General features: G+C 45.5%; 16 protein-coding genes. 3 read left to right on the top strand and 13 right to left on the bottom strand.

Going from position 1 to position 21,072, the window contains the following annotated elements; all coding sequences use genetic code 11:
* Positions 1-239: 239 nt before the first annotated feature.
* Together AACR09_RS07155 and AACR09_RS07150 are read left to right on the top strand one after the other, a co-directional pair.
* A complete protein-coding gene (locus AACR09_RS07155) occupies positions 240-2,891 on the top strand; it encodes a beta-N-acetylhexosaminidase (RefSeq protein WP_193836263.1) in 2,652 nt (883 codons plus the stop codon).
* Between the two features lie 536 nt (positions 2,892-3,427).
* Positions 3,428-4,120 (top strand): oligogalacturonate-specific porin KdgM family protein, encoded by a 693-nt coding sequence (locus AACR09_RS07150; protein ID WP_004736127.1) that lies wholly within the window; start codon positions 3,428-3,430, stop codon positions 4,118-4,120.
* 277 nt (positions 4,121-4,397) lie between these two features.
* Here AACR09_RS07150 and AACR09_RS07145 read toward each other — a convergent pair whose 3' ends face one another.
* Entirely contained in the window at positions 4,398-4,838 is a 441-nt protein-coding gene (locus tag AACR09_RS07145; RefSeq protein ID WP_004736129.1) for a DUF411 domain-containing protein, read from the bottom strand.
* Complete coding sequence (locus tag AACR09_RS07140; protein ID WP_193836262.1) at positions 4,828-7,659, bottom strand: heavy metal translocating P-type ATPase; 2,832 nt, start codon at positions 7,657-7,659, stop codon at positions 4,828-4,830. The genes AACR09_RS07145 and AACR09_RS07140 overlap by 11 nt, the downstream gene beginning before the upstream one ends.
* A gap of 301 nt (positions 7,660-7,960) precedes the next feature.
* Here AACR09_RS07140 and gltX point away from each other — a divergent pair, with 301 nt between their 5' ends.
* Complete coding sequence (gene gltX, locus AACR09_RS07135; RefSeq protein WP_182795242.1) at positions 7,961-9,388, top strand: glutamate--tRNA ligase; 1,428 nt, start codon at positions 7,961-7,963, stop codon at positions 9,386-9,388.
* A gap of 86 nt (positions 9,389-9,474) precedes the next feature.
* On the opposite strand, the gene AACR09_RS07130 is transcribed toward gltX, so the two are convergent.
* The 11 genes from AACR09_RS07130 to AACR09_RS07080 form a co-directional block, all read right to left on the bottom strand.
* A complete protein-coding gene (locus AACR09_RS07130; protein ID WP_017093397.1) occupies positions 9,475-10,698 on the bottom strand; it encodes a beta-ketoacyl-ACP synthase in 1,224 nt (407 codons plus the stop codon).
* Complete coding sequence (locus AACR09_RS07125) at positions 10,695-11,420, bottom strand: 3-ketoacyl-ACP reductase FabG2 (RefSeq protein ID WP_102285609.1); 726 nt, start codon at positions 11,418-11,420, stop codon at positions 10,695-10,697. Before AACR09_RS07125 ends, AACR09_RS07130 begins: the two co-directional genes overlap by 4 nt.
* The gene (locus AACR09_RS07120) at positions 11,417-11,881 is read right to left on the bottom strand and encodes a hotdog family protein (protein WP_182795245.1); all 465 of its coding nucleotides are present in this window, start codon (positions 11,879-11,881) and stop codon (positions 11,417-11,419) included. Before AACR09_RS07120 ends, AACR09_RS07125 begins: the two co-directional genes overlap by 4 nt.
* Positions 11,874-13,073 carry a beta-ketoacyl-[acyl-carrier-protein] synthase family protein gene (locus tag AACR09_RS07115; RefSeq protein ID WP_193836261.1) on the bottom strand — a complete coding sequence of 400 codons (1,200 nt, stop codon included), beginning with the start codon at positions 13,071-13,073 and terminating at the stop codon, positions 11,874-11,876. Before AACR09_RS07115 ends, AACR09_RS07120 begins: the two co-directional genes overlap by 8 nt.
* 5 nt (positions 13,074-13,078) lie before the next feature.
* Entirely contained in the window at positions 13,079-13,702 is a 624-nt protein-coding gene (locus AACR09_RS07110; protein WP_193836260.1) for a DUF3261 domain-containing protein, read from the bottom strand.
* Positions 13,703-16,072: an MMPL family transporter gene (locus AACR09_RS07105; protein ID WP_193836259.1), complete on the bottom strand. Its 2,370-nt coding sequence runs from the start codon at positions 16,070-16,072 to the stop codon at positions 13,703-13,705.
* Complete coding sequence (locus AACR09_RS07100) at positions 16,044-16,742, bottom strand: LolA family protein (RefSeq protein WP_054548136.1); 699 nt, start codon at positions 16,740-16,742, stop codon at positions 16,044-16,046. The genes AACR09_RS07105 and AACR09_RS07100 overlap by 29 nt, the downstream gene beginning before the upstream one ends.
* Positions 16,729-17,259, bottom strand: a complete 531-nt coding sequence (locus AACR09_RS07095) for an acyl-CoA thioesterase (protein WP_054548137.1) — start codon at positions 17,257-17,259, stop codon at positions 16,729-16,731. Before AACR09_RS07095 ends, AACR09_RS07100 begins: the two co-directional genes overlap by 14 nt.
* Before the next feature lie 73 nt (positions 17,260-17,332).
* Positions 17,333-18,880 (bottom strand): HAL/PAL/TAL family ammonia-lyase, encoded by a 1,548-nt coding sequence (locus AACR09_RS07090; protein WP_048615739.1) that lies wholly within the window; start codon positions 18,878-18,880, stop codon positions 17,333-17,335.
* Positions 18,858-20,681 carry a glycosyltransferase family 2 protein gene (locus tag AACR09_RS07085; RefSeq protein WP_193836258.1) on the bottom strand — a complete coding sequence of 608 codons (1,824 nt, stop codon included), beginning with the start codon at positions 20,679-20,681 and terminating at the stop codon, positions 18,858-18,860. Before AACR09_RS07085 ends, AACR09_RS07090 begins: the two co-directional genes overlap by 23 nt.
* The gene (locus AACR09_RS07080) at positions 20,674-21,036 is read right to left on the bottom strand and encodes an ApeI family dehydratase (RefSeq protein WP_054542515.1); all 363 of its coding nucleotides are present in this window, start codon (positions 21,034-21,036) and stop codon (positions 20,674-20,676) included. The genes AACR09_RS07085 and AACR09_RS07080 overlap by 8 nt, the downstream gene beginning before the upstream one ends.
* Positions 21,037-21,072 lie beyond the last annotated feature (36 nt).

Raw genomic sequence — 21,072 nt, 5'->3', positions numbered from 1 at the left:
CAAAAGATTGTGATTCAATTCTCAAATATTACGTCAAAATAAAACTGACGGAACTGTCGATATCGGTAACTTGATGATTTTAATCAGGTTAATTTTATCAATATTTTTTAGATTTGAAGTCGATCACTTTATTAACTTGATTTAATTCACGGCGAAAAATAAGACCATATAGTTTATCTAACTTTTGAAGCGTTCTATTTTGCTTCTAACTCAATTTTTTAAATTTATGGGTGAATACGATGTTGAAGAGAAACTTACTATCTGTAGCAGTACTGGCTGGTTTAACGGGTTGTGCGGTAACACAAGCACCAGAACAAAAGGTGGTGAATGCACTGGCTGATAACCTAGATGTGCAATACGAAATTTTGACGAACCACGGCGCAAACGAAGGCATGGCTTGTCAGGATTTAGGCGCAGAGTGGGCATCATGTAACAAAGTGAACATGACTCTGACCAATGACGGTGAAGCGATCGATTCGAAAGATTGGACTATCTACTTCCACAGCATTCGCCTTATCTTAGATGTTGATAATGAGCAGTTTAAAATCACTCGTGTAACGGGCGACCTACACAAACTAGAACCTACAGATAAGTTTGATAGTTTTGCCGCTGGTGAAGAAGTGATTCTTCCACTAACAAGTGAATACTGGCAACTGTTTGAAACCGACTTTATGCCGGGTGCATTTGTAACGGCGCCAAATGCTGAACCTAAGATGATTGCTTCATTGAATACGGAAGATGTCGCGTCGTTCGTAACCGGTTTGGAAGGAAACAACCTTAAGCGTACACCTGATGACAACAATGTCATGGCAACAGCGGTTACTCGCTTTGAAAAGAATGCTGATCTGGCAACGCAAGATGTATCAACCACTTTACTACCAACGCCAACGTCGGTAGAAGCCGGTGAAGGTTCAGTGAGCATTGCTGGTGGTATTGCCCTACCTAAAGACGCATTCGATGCTGAGCAATTCGCTGCAATTGAAGAACGTGCAGATGTGGTAAACGTAGATGTGAGTGGCGACCTACCTGTTAGTGTTGCTGTTGTTCCTACTCAGTTTACGGGTGATTTAGCGAAATCTGGCGCTTATGAACTAAGCATCTCGGAAGAGGGGATTGTGATTAAAGCGTTTGATAAAACAGGTGCTTTCTACGCAGTTCAGTCTATTTTTGGCCTAATAGACAGTCAGAATGCTGAATCACTACCACAACTGTCGATCAAAGATGCACCACGCTTTGATTACCGTGGGGTGATGGTGGATGTTGCTCGAAACTTCCACTCAAAAGATGCCATCCTAGCCACGCTAGATCAAATGGCAGCCTACAAGATGAACAAACTGCACCTTCACTTAACGGATGATGAAGGCTGGCGTTTAGAAATCCCAGGTTTACCAGAGCTAACGGATGTAGGGTCTAATCGTTGTTTTGATTTGGAAGAGCAAAGCTGTTTACTGCCTCAGCTAGGTTCGGGTCCAACAACAGACAACTTTGGCTCTGGTTTCTTTAGTAAAGCGGATTACGTCGAGATCTTAAGCTACGCAAAAGCGCGCAGCATCGAAGTGATTCCAGAAATTGATATGCCAGCACACGCTCGTTCTGCTGTGGTATCAATGGAAGCTCGTTACACTCGCCTAATGGCGGAAGGTAAAGAAGCGGAAGCGAACGAATACCGTTTGATGGATCCACAAGATACATCGAACGTGACGACTGTTCAGTTCTACGATAAGCAAAGCTTCATTAACCCATGTATGGAATCGTCGACTCACTTTGTTGATAAAGTGATCTCTGAAGTGGCAGCAATGCACCAAGAAGCGGGTGTTCCGCTAACGACTTGGCACTTTGGTGGCGATGAAGCGAAAAACATTAAGTTAGGCGCTGGCTTACAAGATATTAATGCAGAAGACAAAGTGGCATGGAAAGGTAACATTGACTTATCTAAGCAAGATAAGCCGTTCCAACAATCTCCACAATGTCAGAAATTAATTGCTGACGGTACTGTAAGCGATTTCGGTCACCTGCCAAGCCATTTTGCAGAAGAGGTGTCTAAGATTGTTGCTGAGAAGGGTATTCCACACTTCCAAGCGTGGCAAGATGGCCTGAAATACAGCGAAGGTGAAGAAGCATTTGCAACAGAAAGTACGCGCGTTAACTTCTGGGACGTTCTTTACTGGGGCGGCACTTCATCAGTTTACGACTGGTCTGCGAAAGGTTATGACGTAATTGTTTCTAACCCAGATTACGTATATATGGATATGCCATACGAAGTAGATGCAGCAGAACGTGGTTACTACTGGGCTACGCGTGCAACCGATACTCGTAAGATGTTTGGCTTTGCTCCAGAGAACATGCCACAAAACGCAGAAACGTCATTAGACCGTGACGGCAATGGCTTCAGTGGTAAAGGCGAGATTGAAGCGAAACCTTTCTACGGTTTGTCTGCGCAGCTTTGGTCTGAAACTGTACGTACTGACGAGCAGTATGAATACATGGTGTTCCCTCGTGTTCTTGCTGCGGCAGAGCGTGCATGGCACCGAGCTGATTGGGAAAATGACTACAAAGTGGGTGTTGAGTACTCTCAAGATACTGACTTAGTGAATAAGCAGGCTCTAAACAGTGACTTTAATCGTTTCGCGAATATTGTTGGCCAACGTGAGCTGGCTAAGCTTGAAAAAGCGGGTATTGATTACCGACTGCCAGTTCCGGGTGCAAAAGTAGTTGATGGCAAGCTTGCAATGAACGTTCAATTCCCAGGCGTAGAGCTTCAATACTCAGCTGATGGTGAAAACTGGCTAACGTATGATAAGCAACAACGTCCATCGGTTTCTGGCGAAACTTACATCCGCTCTATCTCTGAAAGTGGCGAGAAAGTAAGTCGAGTAACTTCGGTAAAATAATCGACAAGCAACATTAATAGAAGAGCTCCCTAGCTTTTATCTGATTCAGATAAGAGTGGGAGCTTTTTTTTCGTCCAAATCAAGTTAGCCACTTCTCTTAAACTGAAACATATAGAAATAGCCTTTATGTATATCGTCAACAATGTACATAAGGTGAGTTCCATCGCAAAAGTGACGCGCTTCTCATTATTCTCTTCAAAAAATAAGTCTCTCATCAAAAACTCTAAATCAGGTGTGATTGAACTAACTTAATCTAATTTTGTGACGTGAAATAACGTGATCTCGATCTGTGTATTTTTAAGTCTTAACTTTTTTATTAAATTTTATATTTTTAAGTGATTGATTTAAATGTATTAAATAACTTGTTCTTTTTTGATAGTGAGAGAGATCACTCTGCTCACTCTTTTATTTTGAAACGCAAATTAATTCGAGCAACATAGATTTCATGCCAGGGAGGCAACTAACTACTCAAGCGGTGAAGGTGAATGATGTACCGAAGATGTGCCGCTGAAAAAATCAAACTAAGGCAGTTTACTATGAAAAAAATTATCGCTCTAAGTGCACTTTCTCTTGCTTTTGCTTCTAGTGCTTTTGCTGGTTCTTCTTACGTTACAGGTAACATCCAAATTCATGACGATGGCCGTATCCACGGTTCTGATATGACTTCTACGCTAGAAGCTGGTCACACGTTTGACAACTCTCTAGGCGGCTTCACGGTTTATTCTGAGTTTGATGGCATCCAACTTGGCAAACTTGAATCTGAAAATGGCGGTGCAGGTAATACTACTCCAGGCATCACTGTCGGTGGTGAGCAATCTTTCAACATTACTGACAAATTATGGGTTGCTGCTGGTTACCAACACCTATTCTCTGCAGGTGAGAGCATTCAGTTCCGTCCATTAGTTAAGATCGGTTACAACTTCGATAACGGTATCTCTATTAGTAACCGTACTCGTGCACACATCGATGATACTTCGGCTAATGCTGACACAGACTACCGCATGGATAACCGCATTGGTTACACAGTGAATGCTGACCTAGCACTTAGCTACAACAACGTATACATGATTGATGCTGAAGCGATGGACCATGAGTTACGTGCTACATGGACTCGTCAAGGTGTTCAACCTTACTTTGAGTTCCGTAGCCAAGCTAACGGCGTAGATTTCGCAAACGGCGATTCTAAGCAGAACAACGCATTCGTATTCGGTGCTTCTTACGGCTTCTAAGCCGATTCACTTGGCTGCTTAGTCTATTCGATTATTAGCCGAGTGAGCTTCTTCGCTAAATAGCTTTTTTGTTAAATAGCTTTTTGCTCAATAGCTTCTTAGCCAATTAGCGAGGAGAAATATAGCGGCACTAACAGCCCGGTTGGTGCCGCGACAAGATTTGCTTTACTGTCCAAAAGCAAAGAGCCTAGCAAGTAAACCACAGTCTTGGGTTTACTCATGCTAGGCTCTATTTTTATGACTTCTTTTAATTGCTTGGCGTTGGTCTAGTTAAGCTTTATTTTCCGTTGTAATGACGGTACTCAAACACCTGACCTTCTTCATTAAACGCATACACAGAATACTCGTCTTTCTTATCGCCATATTCCATGCCCGGAGAGCCCATTGGCATGCCTGGAACTGCCAAGCCAATCGCATTACGTGGTGGATTTTCTAAAAAGGCTTTCACGTCCTCTGCTGGAATGTGCCCTTCAAATACGTAACCGTCGATCTCTGCAGTGTGGCAAGAGGCTAGTTTTTGCGTTACCCCTAACTTCTGCTTTATTGGATTCATATCATCGTGGAGCTTCTCTGTAACATCGAACCCAGCATCTCGCATATGTTCTGTCCATTCTGTGCAGCAGCCACAGTATGGAGACTTATGGTTTAGAACATCAGTCGCGAGAGCTTGTCCTGAAATTGCAGCGAGTGCTGTAAGAGTCATAATTTTACGAATCATGGTTAACCTCATGAATATGGTTTTTGTTGATATTAGAATGTGTGGGTTTGAAAAGTCTTAATCTGTTGGCATTGCTTACTACCGTAATTGACGACATCGCCATCGCAGCGCCTGCAACTACAGGACTAAGCAGAAATCCGAAAAATGGGTAGAGCACACCGGCTGCGATAGGAATACCAAGCGAGTTGTAGATGAAGGCACCAAATAGGTTTTGCTTCATATTTCTCACGGTCGCTTGAGATAGCTCGATCGCGTTGCTTACTGATAATGGCGATGAGTTGAGTAGCGTCATTTGCGCACTTTCAATCGCGACATCACTGCCACTGCCCATTGCGATTCCTATATCCGCTTGAGCAAGAGCGGGTGCATCGTTAATACCGTCTCCGACCATGGCAACACTCTTATATTGCTGTTGAAGCTGAACAATATGTTGAGCTTTCTGCTCTGGAAGCACTTCCGAGATAACCTCGTCGATACCGACGCTTTTACCTATTGCTTGAGCAACTGAATCGTTGTCGCCTGTTAATAGTACAGTGTGAATTCCGGCGGATTTTAGTTGAGCAATGGCTTGTTTGCTATCTATTTTTAATGCGTCTGAAATGCCCAATATGCCTTCGAGCTTTTGGTCAATCACAATGAATATAGGCGTCCACGCTTGTGTGCGGCAAAGTTCAATAAAGTCACTACCTATTTGAGTATCAATACCGAGTTGGGTGAGGTATTTCAGGGAGCCGACTTGAACATGTTTGCCGTTAATGTTGGCTTGTACGCCGAGGCCGCGGTGGTTTTCAAAGTTGCTGTGGGGTAGCGCTGAAACTTGTAAATTCTCTGCGTATTGGCAAACGGCTTTCGCGAGTGGGTGTTCTGACCCTACCTCTACTGAATAAGCATAAGCCAGTAATTCTTGCTCCGTTAGATTAGAGTAAAAGACCTGTTGAACGGTTGGTTTGCCTTGGGTTAGGGTACCTGTTTTATCAAATACGACAGCATCGATTTTGCTTGCAGATTGCAGTACATCGGCATCTTTAATTAGAACGCCAAACTCTGCTGCTTTGCCAACGCCCACAGTAATAGAGAGCGGTGTTGCTAGGCCTAACGCACATGGACAGGCGATAATCAGTACTGTGGTTGATACGACTAGCATGTAGCTCGCGCTTGGCTGTGGGCCAAAGAAAAACCAAACTAAGGCGGCAACGGCTGCGATTGCGACCACAACCGGAACAAAAACGGCTGAGATAGAGTCGGCAAGCTTGGCAATCGCAGGTTTGCTGCTTTGTGCTTGGCGAACCATCTGAATGATTCGAGCCAACATGGTGCTTGAGCCAATGCCGGTCGCTTCAATGATCAGGCTGCCATCACCATTAATGGTACCTGCTGAAACGCCATCATTAATCGATTTAACGTTGGGAAGCGGTTCGCCAGTCAGCATTGATTCATCGATATAAGATTCGCCAGATACCACTACACCATCGACAGGTACTTTTTCTCCCGGTTTCACTCGTACTTGCATACCGACTTGAATCGCCTCTACGGCGATGGTTTGTTCTTTGCCATCAACAATAACCACGGCTTTTTGAGGCTGTAAATTAATCAGTGCCTGTAGAGACTTTGTGGTGCGAGCTTTGGCTTTGGCTTCAATGTAATGCCCTAAAGAAATAAGGCCGACAATCATTGCACTTGCTTCAAAATAGACATGACGCGATGGTTCTGGGAACCATGATGGAATCAGCACAACCAGCATTGAATAGAACCATGCAGCGCCCGTACCTAAAGCAACTAACGTATCCATGGTTGCACGCTTATGCATGAAAGACTGCCAAGCGTTAGTGAAGAAGCTGCGTCCTGAAGTCGCAAGCAGTATCAAACAGACCACACCAACTAATCCCCAAGCTAATTGGTCGTTAGATGTAGCAATGGTCATGCTGCCACCGAACAGACCCCACGCCATCAGCGGAGCTCCGATAAACAGCGCGCTTACTGAATTCTTTAGGAAAGCTTTTTGGGTACGAAGTTGTTGTTCTTGCTGTTTTTGTTGTTGAGTTGCCGCGTCATCGACGAACTCGGCACCGTAACCTGCGGTTTTCACCGACTCTATTAGAGCTGTTTCGATGACGTCACGTGTTTTAGAGGTGAAGACCAAGGCTGTCTGTTCAGCGAGGTTGATCTGAGCTTGGTCGACGAACTCATTCTTTTTCAGCGCTTTCTCTACCGAAGAAACACAACTTGCACACGTCATTCCCTCAAGAACAAGGTGATAAGTATATTGGCTAGCTGCAGGTTTAGCTTGTGTCGGTTCAGCCGGCGTTGGTTTTTTATTTTCTTCTGAATCTGAATCTGAATCTGAACCTGAATTAGATAAAAGGTTATTGGCTTCAGAGTAGGGAGCTGCGTGATAACCCACACTTTCGACTAGCTCAATAATCTCGGATTCTTCAAGCAGAGTAACCAACGACAATTCATGTTTGGTGACGTTTAGATTTGAGGCTTGCTCAGTTTGTTGAATCGCCTGAGTCAGTTTGCTCACGCACTTACCGCAGCTAAGACCAGATAGCGAAAGGTGCAGTTTCTTACCCATGCTATAACCAAGCGTCGCTAGTTGTTCGTTGAGTTGAACGTAACTAAAATGAGTGGAAATATCGATGTATGTCGGCGATATGTCGTTGATCTTCGTATTATCGAGACCATCAAACAGTGCGCGGACTTTCTTCGCACATCCCATGCAATTTAGGCCGTTGAGTGCGGTTGTGTAATGCTTCATATCGATACTCCAATTCTCATCTACGCCCAACATAAACCTTACCGTAAGGGTAAGGTCAAACATAAATTCAAGAATTTGATCTTAGTGGCATATGAATGGGTGGGTTAAGTTTGTGGGATAGGCGAGAGTTAAAGAAAAGCATGGCTATAATTTACTGGCTCAGGCTATAGATTTGCTACATCGAAGCTGGATTTAGCCTTTCTACAGTCGCTTTCGCACAAGATCCGCGCATTAATCATTCACTACTGATTGTAGATTTAAGCGGTGGTGATAAAATAGCGCCCAAAATTTAGTGATATTTTTCTGTTGCAGGCTTTGTAATGGCAATCACTAAAAGAATCACCTACATAATCAAGGTATTTAAATGACGGTTAAAACTCGTTTTGCTCCTAGCCCAACTGGCTATCTTCACGTTGGTGGTGCACGTACTGCACTTTACTCTTGGCTATTCGCTAAGAATCAAGGTGGTGAATTCGTTCTGCGTATCGAAGACACGGACCTTGAGCGTAACTCTCAAGAAGCGGTTGATGCAATTCTAGAAGGCATGCAATGGATGGGTATGGAATGGGATGAAGGTCCTTACTACCAATCTAAGCGTTTTGACCGTTACAACGAAATGGTTGATAAGCTACTTGCTGAAGACAAAGCATTCAAATGTTACGCGTCTAAAGAACTGCTTGATGAGATTCGTGCAGTACAAGAAGAAAACAAAGAAATGGCTCGTTACGATGCGAACCACCCTAAAATTGTTGCAGCAAACGAAGCAGCAAAAGAAGGTGATGCATGCGTTATCCGTTTCCGTAACCCTAAAGAAGGCAGCGTAGTATTTGATGACCAAATCCGTGGTCGCATTGAAATCGCAAACAGCCAACTTGATGACCTAATCATTCGTCGTACAGACGGTGCTCCAACTTACAACTTCGTGGTTGTAGTGGATGACTGGGATATGGGTATTACACACGTTGTTCGTGGTGAAGACCACATCAACAACACACCTCGTCAAATCAACATCTACGAAGCACTAGGCGCGCCAGTTCCAACTTTCGCTCACTGTGCAATGATTCTTGGTGATGACGGTGCGAAACTTTCTAAGCGTCACGGTGCTGTTTCTGTAATGCAATACCGCGACGAAGGTTACCTACCAAATGCACTAAACAACTACCTAGTTCGTTTAGGCTGGTCTCACGGTGACCAAGAGATCTTCTCCCAAGAAGAGATGATTGAATTCTTCAGCCTGAATGCAATCAGCAAGTCTGCATCTGCATTCAACACTGAAAAACTACTTTGGTTGAACAACCACTACATCAAGACTTCTGAGCCTGAGTACGTTGCAAAATACCTGCAATGGCACCTAGATGCACAAAAGATCGACACAAAAAACGGCCCTGCTATCACTGAAGTGATCACGCTAGTTGGCGAGCGTTGTAACACGCTTATCGAACTTGCTGAGCAATCTCGCTACTTCTACGAAGATTTCTCTGAGTTTGAAGCTGGCGCAGCGAAGAAGCACCTACGTGGTGTTGCTAAAGGCCCGCTAGAGCTTGCTCTTGCTAAGGTTGAAGCACTTGAAGAGTTCACTACAGCAAACATCAAAGATGGTGTGATTGCAGCAGTATGTGAAGAGCTAGAGATCGGTATGGGTAAAATCGGCATGCCACTTCGCGTAGCAGTAACAGGTGGCGGTCAGTCTCCTTCTGTTGATGCAGTGATGGAGCTTGTTGGTAAAGAGCGCGTAATCGCTCGCATCAAGATGGCTCTTGAGTTTATCGCTGAGCGTGAAGCTAACGCTTAATTGAGCTTTTGCTAGATTCAAAAAAGGGTCAGTAACTTGGTTACTGACCCTTTTTATTTGTCTCTAGTTTTAGCTAATAAATAAGCTTAAATCTTTTTGAAGATGATTGAGGTGTTAATTCCGCCAAAGGCAAAGTTGTTGCTCATCAGGTATTCAACATCCAATTCGCGACCTGAGCCCGTGATGTAATCAAGCTTGCCGCAGCGTTCGTCGATGTTCTCAAGGTTCAATGTTGGGCTGAACCAGCCTGAATGCATCATCTCTAGGCTTAACCAAGCTTCAATCGCACCACACGCACCAAGCGTATGACCAAAGTAGCTTTTCAATGAACTGATTGGCACTTCGCCAAAAATGTTCGCCGTAGCATTACTCTCTGCAATATCGCCTTTTTCAGTGGCGGTACCGTGCGCAGAAACATAACCGATTTTTTCTGCCGGAAGTTGCGCATCTTTCAGAGCTTTTTCCATACAGATTTGCATGGTTTCCATCTGAGGTTGGGTCACATGAGCAGCATCGCAGTTGCTGGCAAAGCCGATGATCTCAGCGTAGATTTTTGCGCCACGAGCAACGGCATGTTCATATTCTTCAAGAACAAGCGTGCCGGCACCTTCACCGATAACGAGGCCATCGCGCTCGCTGTCGTAAGGGCTAGGGGATTTTTCTGGTGTGTCGTTTTTTAAACTGGTAGCAAAAAGGGTATCGAAAACGGCAGACTCAGTTGGGCATAGTTCTTCACCACCACCAGCAACCATCACGGTTTGGTAGCCGTGTTTGATCGCTTCATAGGCGTAACCAATCGCTTGGCTTCCTGAAGTACAGGCACTGCTGGTGGGAATTACACGGCCGCGTAGGCCAAAGAACAATCCTACGTTGACCGCAGCGGTGTGTGGCATCATTTGAACATAGGTGGTTGCTGTGATTGCTCGTGTCGATTTCTCGTTAAGCATCACGCCAAACGCACCAACCGCATCGGTACTGCCGGTTGAAGAGCCATAGGCAATGCCTGTTTCGCCATTAGTCAATACATCGTGACCAATTAAGCCGGCTTGCTCCAATGCATTCTCAGTAGCAACCGTTGCTAGGCGTGATACACGCCCCATGCCACGAACCTGTTTACGCTTATAGTGTTTTGGTAATTGGAAATCATCAATAGGTGCAGCAAGCTTGGTGTTGAGGCCATCGTACTGCTCAAAGCTTGGCATATATTGAGTGGCATTTTCACAGGCTTTTAGTTTTGGTTCGATGTGCTGCCAATCATTACCAAAGGCAGTAACACCAGACATGCCAGTTACAACAACGCGGCGGGTCATACTAAGCCTCCATTGACTGAAATCACTTGGCGAGTAACGTAGCCTGCAATATCAGACATTAGGTAACTCACTAGTCCTGCTACTTCTTCTGGCTCACCCATGCGGCGCAGTGGCACTTGAGGAAGCGCATGATCTTTCACGTGCTCATCTACCATACCGGTATCGATTAAGCCAGGAGCCACGCAGTTTACTGTGATTTTACGTTTTGCTAGTTCTAGAGCAAGTGACTTAGTTGCGCCAATCACTCCCGCTTTTGCTGCGGCATAGTTGGTTTGGCCGCGGTTACCCATGATGCCGGATACCGACGCCAGAGTAACGATTCGCCCGCCTTTGCGTTTTTGAACCATTGGCATCACGCACGGGTGAAGTACGTTGTAGAAGCTGTCGAGGTTGGTATGGATCACGCCATCCCACTCTTCTTCCGTCATGGCTGGGAATGCTGTGTCACGAGTAATACCCGCATTGTTCACCACACCATAGTAAGCGCCATGATCGGCAATATCTGACTCAAGTTTTTCGCGACACTCGCTGCGATTGCTGATATCAAATTGGATAAGACGCCCCGCGCCACCCAGTTCGGTGATCGACTTTAACGTGTCTTCAGCACCTTGCTTGTCACCCATGTAATGAACGGCAATTTCAAATCCGTCTTTCGCGAGTTGAATAGCGATCGCTTTACCAATGCCTTTGCTGGCACCTGTGACTAAAACCTGACGGGTCATGATGGGCTCCTAGTTTTCATTTCTTGTAATTTTTGTTCGGTCGGCACGTAGACATTGAGTTGGCATTGAGCCACTAACTGACCTTGGTCTTCGACTCTGGCGGTAAACACTGCCATGCCACTGTCTTCCATCAATTGCTCGGCGTAGATATCAAGGGTCTGACCTTGAGTAAACTCATCACACAGTGACTTGTAACGGCGAGAACCGAGTAAGAATCCGATTGGAGGAGTGGTACCGTTTTTCAGTGCATGATATCCAGACCATGCAGCCACAGATTGCGCCATAAATTCGATACCGACATAAGCCGGTACGGTTTGAGATTCAGCATTAAAGAACAGATTATGAGTTCCAATATCGACCTGACAGTGAATCGACAACGCCTCTACGCTGATAGCACGATCGATTAATATCATCGGATCATCGTGTGGAAGAAGTTGGTCTACAGAAGGGATATCAGTCATTTACTACACCAAAGATCAGGCTAATGTTGTTGCCACCAAAAGCGAACGAGTTGCTTAAGATGTTCTTTACTTTAAGTTTCTGGGAACAGTTTACCAAATCAATCTCAATATCTTCAGCTTTATCCTGACATTTTTGTAAGGGAAGCGGTAAGTCATATTTTAAAATATGCCATGCTATTGCAGCCTCTATTGCACTTGCGGCTCCAAGAGTATGCCCGGTGAGAGGCTTGGTGGAACTGACGGGAACCTTGTTTGCAAAAATACGATGAATGGCTTTGCTTTCCATTGAATCATTGAGTGGAGTTGCGGTGCCATGAGCATTGATATAACCGATGTCTTCAGCTTGTAACTGAGCAGAATCTAACGCTTTTCTCATCGCTTGTTCTGCGCCATTTCCTTCAGGGTGGGGCGCTGAAATGTGGTGTGCATCAGAGCTATCACCACAGCCTAATAAAGCAATGCTAGGTATATTCTGGTTTGTATCAGTAACATTCACTTTTGTTTTACTGAGCAACATAAATGCCGCTGCTTCACCGATGTTGATGCCATTTCGAGAGGCACTAAATGGCTGGCAATGTGTGGTCGAAAGTGCTTCCAGGCCATGAAAGCCATTGAGCGTCAGCTTACATAAGGTGTCTACACCTCCAACCAACACAGCATCAGCCATTCCAGAATCTAACAAGCGTTGAGCGGTAAGAAAAACACGGCCACTTGATGAGCAGGCAGTCGAGATTGCGTAGCTTGGCCCTGTTAATGAGCAATATTGACTAACAAACTCTGAGGTATTCCCTAGCTCTTGTTTGGAGTAGTGATAATGCTCAGGAAACTCACCGTTTGCCAATTTATGTTTGAAAGCGACTTCACCATCAGAAATCCCCGAGGTGCTTGTGCCGATAACCACAGCAATTCTATCTGCGCCAAATTGTGACTTTGCTTGTTCGATAGAGTCTTGGATTTGATTTAGAGCTGATAACGCCAGTTGATTGTTACGAGTGGCGTAGTGTGCGAGATTGGATGGAACCTCTGGCAGTTCGCCTGCGACCTTACCCACGATAGTGTGCTTACCATCATTCAGCATATCGCTTACTTCAACCATGTTTGATTCGCGCGTATCTTTGAGGCAGCCATGAATGTCAGCAACGCTTGAGCCTAATGCGGAGTGGAAACCACAGTCTTGGATATAAATAGGCATAGTATTCAGCTCTTACTTGGGTTTTCGACAATCGTTGAGTTCAACGTTTGTATGGTGATGGTGTAGCCTTGAATCAGATGCTTGAAAACAATGTCTCCAGAGAGCTTCGGTTCATTAGCTTTTACTTGATACTCGATACGAATAATGGCTTGTTGGTCGTCGTCAAACACGGTTCTTGTATTGTCAGTATCGACTAGATGCCAACCTATGGTTTGCAAAGGCTGAGTCCAGGCTTCAGTCGGCCATAAGGTCAGCATTAAATTAAATAACACCTGCTCAGGTTGCGGCAGGGTTGCGCCAAGACCGGACAGAACTTGAGTCTCAATGGCTTTGTTCTGGTATTGCAGCGATAAGATGCGCGTTCCCCAAGAGGAAAAACCCGCTAACACGACTTTATCTGGTGTGACTTCGACTTGAACAGGCAGTTGCTGCGTATCGGTTTCCCACGTAGCGCTGATGAGCTGACTGGCCGTGAGGGAGTACCCTAGTTCAGCTGGCAATGGTAGTGCTAGCTCGGTGTCATTGTTGATAGACACACTTGCACCAGTTGGCTGCTGAGAAACCATCGAGCAGGCACTGAGCAGTACACCCACTAGCGTGACGAAGGTTACCTTTAATGTCCTGATCATCTAAAAAACTCTCGAGAAGTTGGCCGTTCTACGTTTTTTGCTATTGTTGATCGCGAGTGGCGAAAGTAGCCACGCGACAAAGATCCCTGTAAGAACAGTAACACCGAAGCTATGAATGGCATGAGTCTGACTTAGTGACAATAAGCCAAATGAAAGCAACGTCGTGAGACCCGATAGGGTAATCGCTAATAAGGTGCTTAGTGATTTTTTCTGCTCAGCAAAGAACAGGGTATAGTCGATACCAATCCCTAAAATTAGAATCAGTCCAAGCAGGTTAAATAGATTCAGTGTCGAGCCTAAAATGCCCGTGACCGCTAAACCTGCGACTCCGGCAATCAATGAAGGCAACAGCATTAATAGGCTTTGCTTCACACCGTAGCGCCAACCTAAAACCATCCCAATAGCGGCCAAAGCTATCAATAATAGCTCGGTGATCTTGATTCTGTATTCCGCAAAGAGAGCGGAGATTTCATCGGCTTTATTAAGGTATTTAACACCTTGTTGCTGAGCAAAGCTTGAATCGAGCCATTGAGAGAACAGAGCTGAGTTTGTAACGTCTTTGATCAAAATGACTGACGCCGCTTGTCCATCGATAGGTTTTAACCAAAGTGGTCGAACAGGTTCTGACACCGGTGATTCCAAAAACCCAGATACCGTGATTGCTTCGAACTTAGGTAATTCTGGAAAGCTAGGCCAACCAAGAGTGTTCTGTAAGATATGGCTTTGCTGGCGATAGAGTTGTTCAACCAATTGATAGTTATCATGCTGGTCTTGTTTACTTAACAACTGCTGATTGATGCTGCGATATCCTGAGATACCTTGGCTATCGATTAAAGAGGCTAAGCTCGCGGTGATTTCTGCCAGTTTTTTGAGTAGCTTTTGATCGCTCTTAGCGGTCACCAGCAGCATATTTTGGCCACTGCCTAATCCTGATATCTCAGTAATGGCTTGCTCTTGCTGTTTGAGTTGATCTGGCATCGCTTGAAGTTGGCGAATATCGTCGTCGTAGCGAATTTGACTGAGTGATATCAAGCTAACGACAGTCACTATTAATGGTAAGCCAATTCTAAACTTTTGGTTGCTCCAGAGACTTAACCAAGTATGCCAAAGCTTCGACAACGGAAGAGGGCGTTCTTGGCTTGGTTTTGCCGCTAAAACCGGATACCAGCACACCACGCTGGCGTAAGCTGCGATCAGTCCAATCGACGAAAACAGAGCAAGTTGCTGCAATCCCGGGAAAGGCGCGACCAACAAACCTAAGTAGCCAATCAAGCTGGTGATAAGACCTAAGGTGATCGCAATGATAATGTGTTTCAAGCCTTTGTCACTTTGCCATTTACTTCCAGCTGCCAAGCGGTCAGTCAGGTAGTGAAAGGAGTAATCGATGGATACGCCAATCAAGCTAGCGCCAAACACCAAACTAAACAGATGAACCTTGCCGAAGATAGCGACGGTGCTTGCCAGCGCAACCAATAACCCAGTACTGATTGAGAGTAAAGATAAGGCGAGTGGTAGGGCACTACGAAACGTCAGCCACACCAATAAAACAACACCGGCTAATGAGCCCAAACCAATGGTACTGATTTCTGATTTCGCGCTTTCGGTGCCGTAATTTGCGTAGAACACCACACCGGTATGCTGCACTTTGACGCTAAACTGTTTTTCGACCTCGCGCTCAATTGAATCAAGATCAGGAAGTTGTTCTTGAATCGCCAAGCTATAAGGTGAGCCAGCCAGAGTTGCCGTGACCAAAATATGAGTTTGGTCATTAGATTGAGCGGTGAGGTACCCTTCTTTCAGAACAAAGTTACTTGATTGAACGCCAACAGCACTGATGTAGTCGCGAAATAGCAGAAATGGATCCATCGACAGTTCGGCTGCAGTGACGCCCGAGAAAGGATTGTACAGAGACTGGATGACATATTGAGCTCGCGAATCCGGCGAGTGTGTCAGCGTCTCTTTTTGTTGCTGGGTCAGAAGTTGAGCTCGGTGACGAAAATAGAAATCGCTCCACGGGCTTTGAGTGCTGGCGTTGATTTTCCCTTGAACTTGCTTAAACAGAGTTGGCTGGCTTGAGAAGGTTCTTTGATTGAGTTTTTTTTCAAAAGCGTCAGTCGCTGTCATGGCTTGGTCGATGTCGGGAGCGCTGATGATAAATACGACTTGCTCGCTCATCGAGCTGGATATTTGCTGAAAGGCTTGCTCTACCATTGGGTCTTGCTGGTTTTCTGGTAGTAACTTTAGAATGTTGCTTTCAATTGGTACCGACGAAGAAAAAGCGAATTGTTTTATTAACAATCCGCTAAATAGCACTACGCTAACAAGCCAAACAAGGGCTAGGCTAGAGTTGGAATTGTTGCGCTTCAGCATCTGATAATACTTCCGGTAGATGGCTTAATTGGCTAAATTCGATCACCGTGCTGTCTCCACGAATCTCTCTCAACTCAATACGTTCAATATCATTTTTACCTTGCAGCGTAATGGCTTCAAACACCGCGTTCATCGGAGCGCTTTTCGGCTTTAGAGTGAGTGTCCATCGTGTGTCTTGTGAACTTGCGTTTGCACTTTCATCAGTGTTTGTAGTGGTTGCAGGCTCAAAGTCGAGTGAGAATTGTTCTTGGAGTTTTTGCGTATCCCCGTGGAACACCGATAAGAATATATGGCTGAAATAAAACGCCATTGGGTTTTCTTTGTCGGTGATGATTTTAGCGGGTTGATCAGCAAACCTTTGGCTCAGTTTGTTATCGGTTAGCACCAAGCTAACAGGAAAGGGGGTAGTTTGTGTCCAAAGCAAACCATTCGACTTGTCTAATAGGAAAGTACCTTGTGATGTTAGAGGCTGGGCGAACATTTCCATGTTGCGCGTTTGGGTGAACTCACCACGCACTATGTTGTTTGCGCTTAATACTATTTGCAGATCTGAAATAGAACCAACCGTAGCTGTACTTTCATTAGCAATAACAAAACTACTCGCCATCATTGAGGCAAGCCCTAGTAATGCGATGCTGATGTGTTTGCGACTGCGTTTAAACAGACTCATGTTTCACCTGCTGCTGTGTGTTAGATACTTGAGATGGGTCTGATTGTTGGTCGCTTGGTTGCTTCTCAGTTGTTTGGGGTAAGTCGCCAAACTGGTGCCAGTGCTCGACTTTATCTGTAAACACTTTCGGTGAAGCGAAGCACATCTCTTGTTCTTCAATGGTCACCGCAACCTGCATTGTGTGGGCGCGTGTCATGCGAGCACCTGTGTTGGCATCGTGAATTTCGTAGTCAACACGCAGGCGGTTTTCCCATTCAGTCAACTTAGCCGATACCTTGATCTGATGATTGAACGGTATCGCCTTAATGTACTTTACACGCGTGTCGATGATCGGCCACATGTAGCCCGAATCCTTCATCTCATGGTAGTTGTACTCAATCTTATCCATCATGATGCGCCTAACTTCTTCAAAAAACCGGAAGTAGTTGCCGTGATAGATCACGCCCATCGGGTCGGCATCTTGGAATGAGGTAATCAGAGTCACCTCAGATTGTAATGGATGAAGGATTTCAGACATAAATCGCTCTCAACAATATTGCGTAAAGGGTTGGCTACTTTATGAAGTTAGCTACTTTATGAGGTTAGCTACTCTATGAGTAAAGTGACCAGTGCTGACTTTGAATACGAGCAATGAAGTGGCGTAGATCGCCTTCAAGTGGTCGATCTTCTACGATAAATTCAAACTCTTTAAGCACTTCGTCGCGAATGTGCTTTAGGTTTTCACTCATGTGGTGCTCATCAAGCTCATTGTGGCGCTTACGAAGTTCAAGTGCCTGTGTACCCGCCAGAAGTGATGCTGCCGCTACTTGTTCAGTCAGTTCAAGAACGCGTAAGCAGTCACGAGCTGCGATGGTGCCCATGCTGACTTTGTCTTGGTTATGACACTCTGTTGAACGAGAGAACACGCTTGCTGGCATGGTGTGTTTCAATGCTTCTGCTGTCCAAGCTGAAACGCCAATCTGTACCGCTTTGAAACCGTGGTTGATTGGTTTACGTTCGCCTTCTGCGCCTGTTAGGTTAAATGGCAGACCGTTATTGAACTTGTAGTCCATTAGCTGCGCCATTTGGCGATCAAGCAGGTCTGCAAGGTTGGCTACCGCTGTTTTTAGGGTATCCATTGCCATTGCGATATGGCCACCGTAGAAGTGTCCACCGTGCAGTACGCGCTCATTGTCGCCATCGATAATTGGGTTATCGTTAGCGCTGTTCAGCTCGTTCTCAATCATTTGGCGTAGCCAAGGTAGAGAGTCTTGAACCACACCAATAACATGTGGAGCACAACGCAGTGAATAACGATCTTGTAGGCGATCACTGTTGCGTGGCGGGCGATCGGCTTGCAGGTCATCGCGCAGCCATGCAGCAACTTGTTGTTGACCAGGGTGAGGTTTCACTGCGAACAAGGCTTCATCGAAGTGGAAATCGTTGCCTTGCATACCCACAGACACCATTGCCGTGATCTTAGTCGATAGTTGAGCTAGGTATTCTGCGCGCTTGTAGGCGATACAAGCCAGAGCCGTCATTACTGACGTGCCATTCATCAATGCCAAGCCTTCTTTTGGCTTAAGCTTGATAGGGCTAATGCCTAACTCTTTGTAGACGTCGCTAGTAGGGCGAACTTCGCCTTTGTAGATAACATCGCGCTCGCCGATTAGGGCTGCAGCCAAGTAAGAGAGAGGCGTTAAGTCGCCACTGGCACCGACAGAGCCTTCTTGAGGAATACGTGGTGAGATGTCTTGGTTAATCAGAGTAACGATTTGGTTGAGCAAATCATGAGTAACACCAGAAACACCTTGTGACAACGAACACAGGCGCGTTGCTAATACTGCGCGAGCTTGCTCGTGAGACAGTATTTCGCCTAAACCACAGCCGTGAAAGCGTGTTAGATGCAGTGGCAATTCATCAACAAGATTTGGTGGAATCGCAACGGTACATGAATCTCCGTAACCGGTTGTCACGCCATAAATTACGCCTTCTTCTTTCAACAGACGTTCTAAGAAAGCGACACCACGGTCGATCTTAGATGTGAATGCTTCACTTGAGTTCATCGAGGCTTTTGCGCCTTGTGAGATAGCGACAACATCCTCAATCGTGAGGCGTTCGGCACCAAAGGTGATGCTATTTGGATTCTTTTTCGTCATGGTGCTTGCTCAATGTCCAAAAATTAAAAAAGTTGTACCACTGAAGCGGTGCTTTCAGTGTGTAGTGCTCAAGTCGGTCTGCGTATTTCTGCACGACTTGCTGTAAAGATTGTTCGCGAGTCTTTCTTGGTAGTTCTATCTTGTCGCTAAAATGCTCGAAATAGACATTAAAATGCGGCTTAGATTGTGAGTCATCACGTAGCCCAAATAATAGAAATACTGGCGCTTTGAGAACAGAGGCTAACATAAATGGCCCTTGAGGGAAGGGCGCTTCCTTACCCAAGAACTCAGCCCATACGGAACGGCTCTCTTTGCTGGTGGAGGTTCTATCGCCAACAATCACAATCCACTCACCTTGTTCCAGTTTCTGTTGCAACAAGATAGCAGTATCAGGCCCCATTGAAGTTACCTGAATCAGGTTTAAATCAGACTGCGGGTTGACCGCTTTCATCACTGAATTAAAACGTTCAGCGTGCTCTGTGAATACCAGCGCATTGATTTTTATGTTCGAGTGTCTGCGGCCTAAAGCGCGGCATAATTCTATATTGCCAAGGTGAGATCCTAGAATCAGCACACCTTGTTGGTTTTCCACCATGCTTTCGAATTGGTCTTGGCCATGAATGCTCAGGTTATCGACCGAAAAATCCCCTTTCCATGCAGCCAACTTGTCTAGCATGGTATGGCCAAACGAGAGCAGATGGTTATAACTGGTTAATTCCGCTGGTAACTCAATATTCTGTTGTTCAGCGTATGCCTTAAGCTGAAATAGGTACTGTTCTGAGGCGTTTCGTGCACGTTTGCCCGTTAGATGGTAGTAACGCATCACACCGCGTAAAATCAGATTAAATACGCCTCGGCCTAACAAGGTATAAACGGCCAATAACAGTTTGATTCCCAGCACAGTGCCGCGTTCTTGAGTACGTGACCAATGGGGTTGTTCTGAACCTATCTGTTCGGAATTTACCTGTCTTGAATCTGCCGAGGAATCTTGGCTATTTTCAGCCGATAACTTCTTCGCTGAATCCGACTTGAAATGACGCGCGATCAGTTTTGGTGCTCTTGGCAGCATGCCGAAGAACAGTCGCGTGTGCATCCAACTGATTTTTACGTTGTCCCACAGTGCATCGAAATGAGAGATACCATTCTCTGGGTAGATAACACGCGTTTCAACGAAGTCGATATCGCAGCCTTCCCAATACAGGCGAACCAGAATCTCGATATCAAAGTCCATTCTCGAACCGACATCGTATTTATTCAGTACGGTTTGCGTCTTATCGATTGGATACGCTCTAAAGCCACACATGCTGTCTTTAATTGATAAAGAAAGGGTTTCTATCCATACCCAGATATGTGTCGCGTAGCGTCCGTAGAGCCTTGCCTTAGGCACGCTCTCGTCATAGACCGGCTGACCCGAGATAAGTTGCAGGGGCTTAGTTTGTGAAGCTTGGATTAATGCGGGTAGGGCGTCTAGGTCATGTTGCCCATCAGCATCAATCTGAATAGCATGACTAAAGCCGAGCTCTTGCGCTCGCTTAATGCCCGCTTTTACTGCGCCGCCTTTGCCTTGATTCTGATGAAGTGTTACCAAAGTCACGCTTGGGCTATCGGCAAGTGGAGTCAGAAACTGTTTGGTCTCGAGTTCACTGCCATCATCAACAATAATGATCGGAAGTTCGAAATTAAGAAGTGATGAGACCACCGAGGGCATGGTTGCGCCGTGGTTAAAGCACGGAATTAGGAAGCAAGCCTTGTAGTTGCTTTCTTCAAGTGCGTGTTGAGAAACAGCCTCAGCGCTATTCACTTTTCTCTCCCAGCTTCATTTTGCCTGAAGAGTGAGTCTGTTCGCCATTGTTCGACGTGTAACTAAAGCTCAATTTATCTTTGTCAGCATCCCACTTGAGTGACAGCTGAATGGTCGAATCAGGCAGGATCGGCTCTTGGAATTTGATGACTTCCATGCCTTTAAAGTAACCAGGGACACTCAGCTCTTGAACTGCATAGTGAAGTGCCCAATCAATCTGTGTAACACCCGGAAGAATAGGGAAGCTCTTGAAGTGCCCCTTAAAATCGGTGATGTCCCCAGTAACATGGAGTGTCAAAGTCGATTCTTTCTCTACAGAGTCAACAGCAATGACGTTTGGTTTTCTCTTATCCATAGCGCGTGCTTAGAATCCTTGGGCTGAAAATGGGTG

The sequence above is a fragment of the Vibrio sp. OPT20 genome, assembly GCF_963889365.1.
GTDB lineage: Bacteria > Pseudomonadota > Gammaproteobacteria > Enterobacterales > Vibrionaceae > Vibrio > Vibrio splendidus.
The sequence above is the reverse complement of the archived record's forward strand: the minus strand, read 5'-3'. Positions and strand labels throughout refer to the sequence as shown.

Bases quoted from the DNA above. Each gene is read 5' to 3' on its own strand.
- AACR09_RS07155 (WP_193836263.1), top strand. From the start codon at position 240: ATGTTGAAGAGAAACTTACTATCTGTAGCAGTACTGGCTGGTTTAACG.
- AACR09_RS07150 (WP_004736127.1), top strand. From the start codon at position 3,428: ATGAAAAAAATTATCGCTCTAAGTGCACTTTCTCTTGCTTTTGCTTCT.
- AACR09_RS07145 (WP_004736129.1), bottom strand. From the start codon at position 4,838: ATGATTCGTAAAATTATGACTCTTACAGCACTCGCTGCAATTTCAGGA.
- AACR09_RS07140 (WP_193836262.1), bottom strand. From the start codon at position 7,659: ATGTTTGACCTTACCCTTACGGTAAGGTTTATGTTGGGCGTAGATGAG.
- gltX (WP_182795242.1), top strand. From the start codon at position 7,961: ATGACGGTTAAAACTCGTTTTGCTCCTAGCCCAACTGGCTATCTTCAC.
- AACR09_RS07130 (WP_017093397.1), bottom strand. From the start codon at position 10,698: ATGACCCGCCGCGTTGTTGTAACTGGCATGTCTGGTGTTACTGCCTTT.
- AACR09_RS07125 (WP_102285609.1), bottom strand. From the start codon at position 11,420: ATGACCCGTCAGGTTTTAGTCACAGGTGCCAGCAAAGGCATTGGTAAA.
- AACR09_RS07120 (WP_182795245.1), bottom strand. From the start codon at position 11,881: ATGACTGATATCCCTTCTGTAGACCAACTTCTTCCACACGATGATCCG.
- AACR09_RS07115 (WP_193836261.1), bottom strand. From the start codon at position 13,073: ATGCCTATTTATATCCAAGACTGTGGTTTCCACTCCGCATTAGGCTCA.
- AACR09_RS07110 (WP_193836260.1), bottom strand. From the start codon at position 13,702: ATGATCAGGACATTAAAGGTAACCTTCGTCACGCTAGTGGGTGTACTG.
- AACR09_RS07105 (WP_193836259.1), bottom strand. From the start codon at position 16,072: ATGCTGAAGCGCAACAATTCCAACTCTAGCCTAGCCCTTGTTTGGCTT.
- AACR09_RS07100 (WP_054548136.1), bottom strand. From the start codon at position 16,742: ATGAGTCTGTTTAAACGCAGTCGCAAACACATCAGCATCGCATTACTA.
- AACR09_RS07095 (WP_054548137.1), bottom strand. From the start codon at position 17,259: ATGTCTGAAATCCTTCATCCATTACAATCTGAGGTGACTCTGATTACC.
- AACR09_RS07090 (WP_048615739.1), bottom strand. From the start codon at position 18,880: ATGACGAAAAAGAATCCAAATAGCATCACCTTTGGTGCCGAACGCCTC.
- AACR09_RS07080 (WP_054542515.1), bottom strand. From the start codon at position 21,036: ATGGATAAGAGAAAACCAAACGTCATTGCTGTTGACTCTGTAGAGAAA.